Genomic DNA, 9,952 nt, shown 5'->3' with positions numbered 1-9,952 from the left:
ACCTTCTCGATGTTGATGCTGGTCATGAGCAACAACTTCATGCAGCTCTTTTTCGGTTGGGAAGCTGTCGGTCTCGTGTCCTATCTCCTGATCGGCTTCTGGTACACGCGGCCGAGTGCGATTTTCGCCAATCTGAAGGCTTTCCTGGTTAATCGCGTCGGCGACTTCGGGTTCATTCTCGGCATCGGCCTGGTTCTCGCCTACTTCGGCACGCTTGACTATGCGGCCGTCTTCGCCAAGGCGCCTGCCCTTGCCCGCGAAACGGTCACCTTGTTTGGCGCCGATAAGGCCGGGGTGTCCCTGCTCACGGCCATCTGTATCCTGCTCTTCGTCGGTGCAATGGGCAAGTCGGCGCAGGTGCCGCTGCACGTGTGGCTGCCGGATTCGATGGAGGGTCCGACGCCGATTTCGGCCCTGATCCATGCTGCGACGATGGTGACAGCTGGCATCTTCATGGTTGCGCGCATGTCGCCGCTCTTTGAGTTGTCCGACACGGCACTCTCCTTCGTCATCGTCATCGGCGCGGTCACTGCACTCTTCATGGGCTTTCTCGGCATCATCCAGAACGATATCAAGCGCGTCGTCGCCTATTCGACCCTGTCACAACTCGGCTACATGACGGTTGCACTGGGCGCCTCGGCCTACTCCGTGGCGATCTTTCATCTGATGACGCACGCCTTCTTCAAGGCGCTCCTCTTCCTCGCCGCAGGTTCGGTGATCATCGGCATGCATCATGATCAGGACATCCGGAATATGGGTGGCCTGCGCAAGTACATGCCGGTCACCTGGATCACGTCATTGATCGGATCGCTCGCACTGATCGGTACCCCGTTCTTTGCTGGCTTTTATTCCAAGGATTCGATCATCGAGGCGGTAGCCCTGTCTCATCTGCCGGGCTCTGGTTTTGCCTACTTCGCCGTAATGGCGGGCGTCTTCGTCACCGCCTTCTACTCCTTCCGGATGTATTTCCTCGTTTTTCACGGCGAGGAACGCTTTGGCAAGGCGGCGCACCACGAGCACCAGGCCGCGCACGCAGCAGCGCACGATGCAGCGCACGCTCACTCGGCGGGACACGACGAGGACGGCGCGCACCACGCTGATCAGGCGCACGGCGAGGAGCACCACGGCCTGGCCCCCGGCCAGAAGCCGCACGAGACCCCGTGGGTGGTAACGCTGCCGTTGATCCTGCTGGCGATTCCCTCAGTGATCATTGGCTATGTCGCGATCGAACCGATGCTCTTTGGAGATTATTTCAAGGGTGCTATCGTCGTTGACTCGGTAGCGCACCCGGTCATGGTTGAACTCGCGCATCACTTCCACGGTGCCTTTGCGATGGCCACACACGCGGTCAGTACGCCGGTCTTCTGGCTCGCCCTGCTCGGCGTTGCCAGCGCATGGTTCCTGTACATGAAGCGCCCGGATATTCCAGCTGCGATCAAGGAGCGTAGCGGCTTCATTTACACGCTGCTCGACAACAAGTACTACTTCGACCGCTTCAACGAGGTCGTTTTTGCCGGCGGCGCGCGCCTGCTCGGCAAAGGACTATGGAAGGGCGGTGACGCCGGTCTGATCGATGGCGTGATCGTCCATGGAGCAACCCGTCTGGTTGCCTGGTTTGCGACGCTGGTTCGTCTTTTCCAGACGGGGCACATCTATCACTACGCATTTACGATGATTATCGGCGTGTTCATTCTGATGACCCTGTGGGTCACGCGCGCCTGAGCTGAGGAAGACTGGGAACGATATGTCAGGCACGCCGCTTCTTTCTCTTGCCATCTGGGTTCCGATCCTCGCCGGTCTGGTCGTATTGGCGACGGGCTCTGATCGCAATGCACCATTGGCCCGGATGCTGTCGCTGATCGGTGCACTCGCCGGCTTGTTGGTCACGATTCCCCTCTATACGGGCTTCGACATGAGTACGCCGGCGATGCAGTTCGTCGAGCTCACGCCCTGGATAAAGGGTTTCAACGCCAACTACCATCTCGGCGTCGATGGTATCTCGATGCCCTTCGTGATCCTGAACAGCTTCATCACGGTCACCGTCGTCCTCGCTGGTTGGCAAGTGATCGAAAGCAAGGTCGCGCAGTACAACGCCGGCTTTCTGATCATGTCGGGTCTGCTGAACGGGATCTTTTCAGCCCTCGACGGCGTGCTGTTCTACGTTTTCTTCGAAGCCTCGCTGATCCCGCTTTATCTGATCATCGGTATCTGGGGAGGTCCGCGGCGGGTTTACGCGGCGTTCAAGTTCTTCCTGTTTACCCTCTTCGGGTCCCTGCTCTTCCTGATCGCGCTGCTCTATCTCTACATGCAGTCGGGCGGCAGTTTTGCCATTCTTGACTGGCACAAGATGCCGCTTGCGCTCAATGCCCAGACTTGGCTCTTCCTGGCCTTCCTGGTCGCCTTTGCGGTCAAGGTACCGATGTGGCCGGTACACACCTGGCTACCTGATGCGCACGTCGAAGCACCGACCGGTGGCTCGATCGTTCTGGCTGCGATCGCCTTGAAGCTCGGTGCATACGGATTTCTCCGCTTCTCGCTGCCGATCGCTCCGGACGCTTCGCACGCAATGGCGGGCATCGTGGTCGGTTTATCCCTGATCGCCATTATCTACATTGGCTTCGTCGCGCTGGTCCAGGACGACATGAAGAAGCTCGTTGCCTATTCTTCGATCGCCCATATGGGTTTCGTCACGCTCGGTTTCTTCATGTTCAGCGCGTTGGCGATCGAAGGCGCTCTGGTCCAGATGATTTCGCACGGCTTCGTTTCTGGAGCAATGTTCTTTTCGATCGGCGTCATGTACGACCGCGCGCACTCGCGGCAGATCGCTGACTACGGTGGCGTGGTAAACCGAATGCCGAAGTTCGCTGCGTTCTTCATGCTCTTTGCCATGGCCAATGCCGGGCTGCCGGCGACTTCCGGGTTTGTCGGCGAGTTCATGGTCATTCTGGCCGCGGTTGGCTACAACTTCTGGATCGCGTTTGCCGCTGCGACGACCATGATCGTCGGGGCAGCGTACACGCTTTGGATGTACAAGCGCGTCATATTCGGCGCCGTCAGCAATCACCACGTGGCCGAACTGACTGATATCAATCCGCGCGAGTTCCTGGTCTTCGTGCTGTTTGCCGTCGGTACGCTGGCTATGGGTCTTTATCCGCAGCCCTTCACCGAAATCATGCACAGCTCGGTCAATGAACTGTTGCGTCACGTTGCCTTGAGCAAGATCCAATAACTGGTAGCCGCTATGACTCTTGCCGATCTGCAGTTTCAGATGCCCGATCTGCGCCTAGCCAGCGCAGAGATCTTCGTGCTGTTCATGGCGTGCGTCGTCCTGATCCTTGATCTATTTGTCAGGGACCGCAAGCGAACGGTGACTTTCCTGGCCACCCAACTGACCCTGATCGGCGCAGCGGCGGTCACCCTGACTACCGCCTCGAATGACGTCGGCTTCACCTTCAGTAACATGTACATTGCCGACCTGCTCGGCGACGTGCTCAAGCTGCTCCTCTACCTCACCGTGGTCGTTGTTCTGCTCTACTCGCGGGGCTACGTTCTGGAGCGTGAGCAAATGGCGAGAGGCGAGTACTACGTCCTCGCGCTCTTCGCCACTCTCGGCATGATGGTCATGATATCGGCCAATCACTTTCTCTCGGTCTACATCGGTCTCGAGCTCCTCTCGCTTTCTTTGTACGCGATGGTCGCGATGAATCGCGATTCCGTTCCGGCCACCGAGGCGGCGATGAAGTATTTTGTCCTTGGCGCGCTTGCCTCCGGCCTGCTTCTCTACGGTATGTCGATGATCTACGGAGCAGTGGGCACGCTGGAACTTACCGCCGTGGCCGAGCGCCTGATGAGCATGGGCTATCAGGGTGAGCGAACGATTCTGGTTTTTGGTCTGGTCTTCGTGGTCTCCGGCATCGCCTTCAAGCTGGGCGTCGTTCCTTTCCACATGTGGATTCCCGACGTCTATCATGGCGCGCCGACGGCGGTTACCCTGTTCATCGCGACAGCTCCAAAGCTGGCCGCCTTCGCGATCGTCATTCGCATGCTGGCTAATGGACTGCTCATGCTGGCGCAGGACTGGCAGACGATGTTGATCCTGCTTTCGGTTCTGTCGATGGCAATCGGCAACATCGCAGCCATCGCACAAACCAATCTGAAGCGCATGCTGGCCTACTCGGCGATCTCGCACATGGGCTTCATGCTGCTCGGCATCGTCACCGGCGTCGTTGGGGGTGACGCCCGCTTCGGCCTCAACGCCTACAGTTCGTCGATGTTCTACGTCATCACCTATGTACTGACCAGCGCCGGCACGTTCGGGATCATTCTCCTCCTGGCGCGTGGCGGGCTGGAGTCGGACGATCTTGACGACCTGAAGGGTTTGAACAAGCGTAGCCCCTGGTTTGCCGCGGTAATGATGATGATGATGTTTTCAATGGCCGGAATTCCGTTCTTCGTCGGGTTTTTTGCCAAGTTCTCGGTTCTCCAGGCTGTCGTTGCCGCTGGCTACCTTTGGCTGGCGATCACCGCCGTGGCTTTCTCGCTGATCGGTTGTTTCTACTACCTGCGCGTCGTCAAGATCATGTATTTCGATCCGCCGGTAAGCCTGGCGCCGATCGAGGCACCGATCGACATGAAGATCCTGCTTTCAGCGAACGGTCTGGCGGTGGCGATGCTCGGCATATTCCCCGGCAGGCTGATGTCTGTCTGCCACTACACGCTGGCCCGGTCGCTGTGGCTATGACCGTGCTCGCCTTGATCCGGACGCCCCGCCTCGGCGGGGCTTTTTTGTTGTGAGTTTGCCCATGGAAGACGACTACGAACACTTGCGTGAAGTGGAGATCGCGGGCACGTCGGTATTCCGCGGAAACCTGCTCGATGTGCGCTGCGATAAAGTCCGCCTGCCGGATGGCGAGAGTACGCTACGCGAGTACATCCGACATCAGGGTGCGGCCGTCGTCATTGCCCAGCGCGCCGATCAGCGCCTGATCTTTGTTCGCCAGTACCGTTACCCCTTGCAGCGTGCCTTCCTGGAATTGCCGGCGGGCAAGATCGATCCCGGCGAAGCGCCGGCCGACACCGCGCGCCGGGAACTGCGCGAGGAGACGGGCTACGTAGCCGAGCAGTGGCGGCACCTTGGCGTGATGCATCCCTGCGTCGGCTACTCGGACGAACGGATCGAGATCTTTCTGGCGAGTAATGTACGCCGCGGCTCGCCGCGCGCGCTTGACGACAATGAGTTCATCGACGTGTTTTCGCTGACTCTGCCGGAAGCCCTGGAGGCCGTTCGCGACGGCCGGATTACCGATGCCAAGACCTTGAGCGGGTTGCTCTGGGCCGAGAAGGTGCTTGTTTCCGGCTGGTGAGCTCAGTCTTGAGCCCTGGCCTCATTTGCCTCTTGTTGCTCGCCGGCGTCCTTCTCGCCATGATCTGGCGAACTCGGTCCCGGCGGCGGGCCCCAGGCAGCGACCCGCCAGTCGCGCCCTGCACTACTCAGCACCTGGAGCGTCCGCATCGACTGGCGCCGGCGTGCGGCGGCGAGGCGAAGGCTGCTTCTGCGCTGGACAGTCTGGAACAGGCAATGGCCGCCGAGCGCTGGATCAGATCCAACCTTGCGCTGGTTTCCGGTCTCCTGCGCGACGCTGGGACCTTTACCGAACTCGCCGAAAAGCTGATGGGAGGCTTGGCGCCGCTCTTGTGCGCCGAGCGAGGCACGTTCTACATCGTTACCGAAGACCGTGCGACGCTCAAAGCCATTGCGACCTACGGCACCACGGCCTGTCCGAGCCCGCTGGTCAGGGTGGGGGACGGCCCGGTAGGCGACTGCGCAGCGCGCGGTGCGCGCCAGTTTCTGAGCCACGTCCCGCTGGACAAGCTGGCATCCGCCAACGCGTCGGCCATCTCCTTGGGAACGATGCTCGTGCCGGTGATGCGCTCGGACCGACCCCTGGCGGTGATCGAGTTGGCGACCTTGCGGGCGCTCGATGAACAGCAGACCGATCTGCTCGACGGGCTTCTGCCGATCGTTGCCATGAGCCTCGAAATCATCGAGCGCAGCACGCGCGCCACCCGGCTGCTCGAAGCGACGCAGCAGCAGGCAGCGCAACTGGAGAAACAGGCGGGCGAGCTTGCCGAGTTGGAGGAACACAGCCGCCTGATTCTCGGTGCAGTCAGCGAGGGAATCTTGGGCATCGACCTGAGCGGCCGGATGATGTTTGCCAATCCGGCGGTCACCGCGCTGCTCGCCTACACGAACGAAGAACTCGCCCAGCGGCCGCTGCATGAACTGATTCACTACGCCTACCCAGACGGGAGCGAGCTTCCCTACGAGTGCTGCGCCATGCGGCTGACTGCGTGCGACGGGCTGCCGCGCAAGGTCGATTCCGAAGTCCTCTGGCGACGCGATGGCAGCCCGCTGATCGTCGAATACGCGACGACGCCGCTCTACAAGGCGGAAAAGCTGATCGGCACGGTTGTTGTTTTTCGCGACATCAGCGAAAGGCGTGCTGCCGAGGATCTGGTGCGCCGTGTCCACGCTGAACAGACCGGGCTGGTCGAAGAAACGACGCGCATGAAGACAGCCTTTCTGGCCAACATGAGCCACGAGATACGTACCCCGATGAATGCGATCATCGGAATGGCGCATCTGCTCTCGAAGACCGAACTCACCCCACGCCAGCGCGACTACGCGCGCAAAATCCAGGATTCCGGCCAGCACCTGCTCGGCATCGTCAACGATATCCTCGATTTCTCCAAGGTCGAGGCGGGCAAGCTGTCGATCGAGGAGACCGAGTTCGCGCTCGAGGAAGTGCTCGACAACGTAGCCAACCTCATCGCTGAGAAGAGCAGTGCGAAGGACCTCGAACTGGTGATCGATGTCGATCCCGCGGTACCACCTGTTCTTGTTGGAGACCCGCTGCGTCTGGGTCAGGTCCTGATCAACTACGGAAACAACGCGGTCAAGTTTACTGATCAAGGAGAGGTGGCAATCCGCGTTACTGTTCAGGAGCTTGCTGACGAGGCACTCGTGCTCAATTTCTCCGTGCAGGACACCGGAATCGGCCTGAGCAAGGAGCAGATGGCGGGGCTCTTCGAGAGCTTTTCCCAGGGCGATGTGTCGACCACGCGGCGGTTCGGCGGAACAGGGCTCGGTCTGGCAATTTCGAAGAAACTGGTCGAACTGATGGGTGGCGAGGTGGGCGTCAGCAGCGAATACGGCAGGGGCTCGACTTTCTGGTTTACCGCTCGCCTGGGCCGCGCCGCCGACGGCGTTCGCCCTCTGCTGCCCAGTCCGGACCTGCGCGGCAGGAAGGTCCTGGTGGTCGATGATAACCGAACCGCTCGCACGGTCATGCGTGACCTCCTGAGAACGATGACTTTTGTCGTCAACGACGTGGCGAGCGGTGCAGCGGCTGTCGAGCAGGTTGCGTTGGCCGCGTGCAATGGTCCCTACGAGATCGTGTTTCTCGATTGGCGGATGCCGCAAATGGGCGGGCTGGAGACAGCTCAGCAGCTTCACCTGCTTTCCCTGCCGGCTCCGCCGCATATCGTCATAGTTACCGCCGACAGCTCCGAAGCAGTGCTCGAGCAGGCAGCGACGGTTGGCGTGCGCGACGTTCTACTCAAACCGGTCAATGCATCGCTGCTCTTCGACACTGCGATGCGACTGATTGGCGGCGAGCGCAGCGAACTGCTGCCGCAAGCGCTGATCCCGCGTGCGGTGGACGAGCGCATGTCGACCATCCAGGGTGCGCAGGTTTTGCTCGTCGAGGACAACGAGCTGAACCAACAGGTGGCGACCGAGTTGTTGACCGGGGCGGGTCTGGTGGTCGATCTCGCCGTCGATGGGCAGATGGCGGTGCACAAGGCGCGCACCCGCACGTACGACATCGTTTTCATGGATATGCATTTGCCGATCATGGACGGTGTAACGGCGACACGCGCTATCACTTCACTGCCGGCGTGTCGTGGCTTGCCGATCGTTGCCATGACGGCCAACGCGCTGCCGAGCGACCGGGCGAGGTGCATGGCGGCTGGAATGGTCGACTTCGTCGCCAAGCCGATTGAACCGGAAGAACTGTGGCAGGCGCTCATCAAATGGGTTGTTCCGCGACAGGCGGCAGCGCAAGCCGTCGCCGCGCAGTTGCCGGGCGAGCCGGACGACGACGCCGTGTTGACGACGCTTCGTGGTCTGGATGCAGCGGTTGGTTTGCGCCGCGTATTGGGCAAGAAGCCGCTCTACATTTCCTTGCTGCGCAAGTTTGTTGATGGGCAGCGGACGGTAGCGGGCGAGATTGCTGCCGCGCTCGATGCCGACGACTGGGGTACCGCCGAGCGCCTGGCGCATAGTCTGAAGGGAGTGGCGGGAAGCATCGGCGCCGGCGACTTGCAAGCCGAGGCAGCCAAACTGGAAGCAGTGATCGGCACGAAACTGGCGCGCGAACTGATCGATGCACGGCTGGAATCTGCCGCTAGAATACTCGCCGAGCTGGTTGCCGAGTTGTCGCAGAAGTTGCCGCCACGCACGGCCGATGAGGGCACGGCGCTGATCGACAAGGCCCATCTGCAGGCTATCTGCCGCCGGCTGGCAGCGCTTCTCGCGGAAAGTGATGCCGAAGCAGGCGACTTCCTGGCAAATCACGCCAACCTCCTGCGTACTGCGTTCGGCAGCAGCTACCGGGCGATCGAGAGTGCGGTGAATCGTTTCGATTACGACGCCGGCTTGCATGCCTTGCGCGAGACGGCGGCGGCAGTCGGGCTGGCCGTGTGAAGGAGTGGACGGAATAGACGGAGACGCATGGAGATTCTCGACTTCAACGAAAAGGCAACGGTCCTCGTCGTCGACGATACGCCCGACAATCTGGCGCTGATGTCGGCCTTGCTGAAAGAGACGTACAAGGTGAAGGTCGCCAACCGAGGCGACCGCGGGCTGCAGATCGCCGCCTCCGCCGCACCACCCGATCTGATTCTGCTCGATGTGATGATGCCCGACATCGACGGCTACGAGGTCTGTCGGCGGCTCAAGACAGATCCGCGGACGGCCGACATTCCGGTGATTTTTCTCACTGCCCGGACGGAACTCGAGGACGAGCAGCGGGGTTTGGCGCTTGGCGCGGTCGACTACATCACCAAGCCGATCAGCCCGCCGATCCTCCTGGCGCGCGTTGCCACACAGCTTTCGCTGAAGAGCAGCGCCGACTTCCTGCGCAGCAAGAACGACTTCTTGCGCGCCGAGGTCGAGCGCCGAACGCGCGACCTCGAGGCCGTCCAGGACGTCACCATCCTTGCCTTGGCGTCGTTGGCGGAAACCCGTGACGCTGAAACCGGCAAACACATCTTGCGTACTCAACGCTACGTCAAGGTCCTCGCCGAGAGTCTGCGCGCCCACCCTCGCTTCACCGATTTCCTGACCGACCAGAACATCAAGGTTCTTTTCAAATCTGCCCCGCTGCACGACATCGGCAAGGTCGGAATCCCCGACCGCATCCTGCTCAAACCCGGCCGCTTCGAACCGGAAGAGTTCGAAATCATGAAGAGTCACACGCTGCTGGGTCGTGACGCGATACAGCTGGCCGAAAACTGGCTCGGGACGCCAGTCGAGTTTCTCACCATCGCGAAAGAAATTGCGCTCTACCACCAGGAGAAGTGGGATGGCAGCGGCTACCCGGAAGCGCTGTCAGGCGATTGCATTCCGGTATCGGCGCGTCTGATGGCGATCGCCGATGTCTACGACGCTCTGATCAGTCGTCGGGTATACAAGGAGCGGATGTCCCACGAGCAGGCGGTAAAGATCATCGTCGAGGGCCGCGCGACGCACTTCGATCCTGACATGGTCGATGCGTTTGTCAGGATACAGGATGAGTTCAGGCGCATTGCCGAGCGTTTTCCGGATTCCGCCGACGATTTGCAAAAGAAGATCGAGTTCCTCGCGCAAGCCGTTGCCGTCGACGCCTAG

6 protein-coding genes are annotated in these 9,952 nt (G+C 60.7%); all 6 read left to right on the top strand.

Features of this window, described 5'->3' with window-relative positions; translation table 11 throughout:
- Nucleotides 1–1,722 (top strand): NADH-quinone oxidoreductase subunit L (gene nuoL, locus RKP46_RS08780; RefSeq protein WP_311106294.1); only part of this gene is annotated, 1,722 nt, incomplete at its 5' end.
- A gap of 22 nt (nt 1,723–1,744) precedes the next feature.
- On the top strand, nt 1,745–3,229 hold the full coding sequence (locus RKP46_RS08775) for an NADH-quinone oxidoreductase subunit M (protein WP_311106293.1): 1,485 nt from the start codon (nt 1,745–1,747) through the stop codon (nt 3,227–3,229).
- Between the two features lie 27 nt (nt 3,230–3,256).
- The gene (gene nuoN, locus RKP46_RS08770; RefSeq protein WP_311106295.1) at nt 3,257–4,741 is read left to right on the top strand and encodes an NADH-quinone oxidoreductase subunit NuoN; all 1,485 of its coding nucleotides are present in this window, start codon (nt 3,257–3,259) and stop codon (nt 4,739–4,741) included.
- Between the two features lie 61 nt (nt 4,742–4,802).
- Nucleotides 4,803–5,363: an NUDIX hydrolase gene (locus tag RKP46_RS08765; RefSeq protein WP_311106292.1), complete on the top strand. Its 561-nt coding sequence runs from the start codon at nt 4,803–4,805 to the stop codon at nt 5,361–5,363.
- A gap of 215 nt (nt 5,364–5,578) precedes the next feature.
- Entirely contained in the window at nt 5,579–8,767 is a 3,189-nt protein-coding gene (locus RKP46_RS08760; protein ID WP_311106291.1) for a response regulator, read from the top strand.
- A gap of 27 nt (nt 8,768–8,794) precedes the next feature.
- Entirely contained in the window at nt 8,795–9,952 is a 1,158-nt protein-coding gene (locus RKP46_RS08755; RefSeq protein ID WP_311106290.1) for a two-component system response regulator, read from the top strand.

This window comes from Accumulibacter sp., from assembly GCF_031732815.1.
In the GTDB taxonomy this organism is placed as follows: domain Bacteria; phylum Pseudomonadota; class Gammaproteobacteria; order Burkholderiales; family Rhodocyclaceae; genus Accumulibacter.
Note: the sequence above shows the minus strand (reverse complement) of the source record. Positions and strands in the feature narration are given on the sequence as shown.

Excerpts from the sequence above, each read along its gene's own strand:
- RKP46_RS08765 (WP_311106292.1), top strand. The coding sequence starts at position 4,803 with ATGGAAGACGACTACGAACACTTGCGTGAAGTGGAGATCGCGGGCACG.
- RKP46_RS08775 (WP_311106293.1), top strand. The coding sequence starts at position 1,745 with ATGTCAGGCACGCCGCTTCTTTCTCTTGCCATCTGGGTTCCGATCCTC.
- RKP46_RS08755 (WP_311106290.1), top strand. The coding sequence starts at position 8,795 with ATGGAGATTCTCGACTTCAACGAAAAGGCAACGGTCCTCGTCGTCGAC.
- RKP46_RS08760 (WP_311106291.1), top strand. The coding sequence starts at position 5,579 with ATGGCCGCCGAGCGCTGGATCAGATCCAACCTTGCGCTGGTTTCCGGT.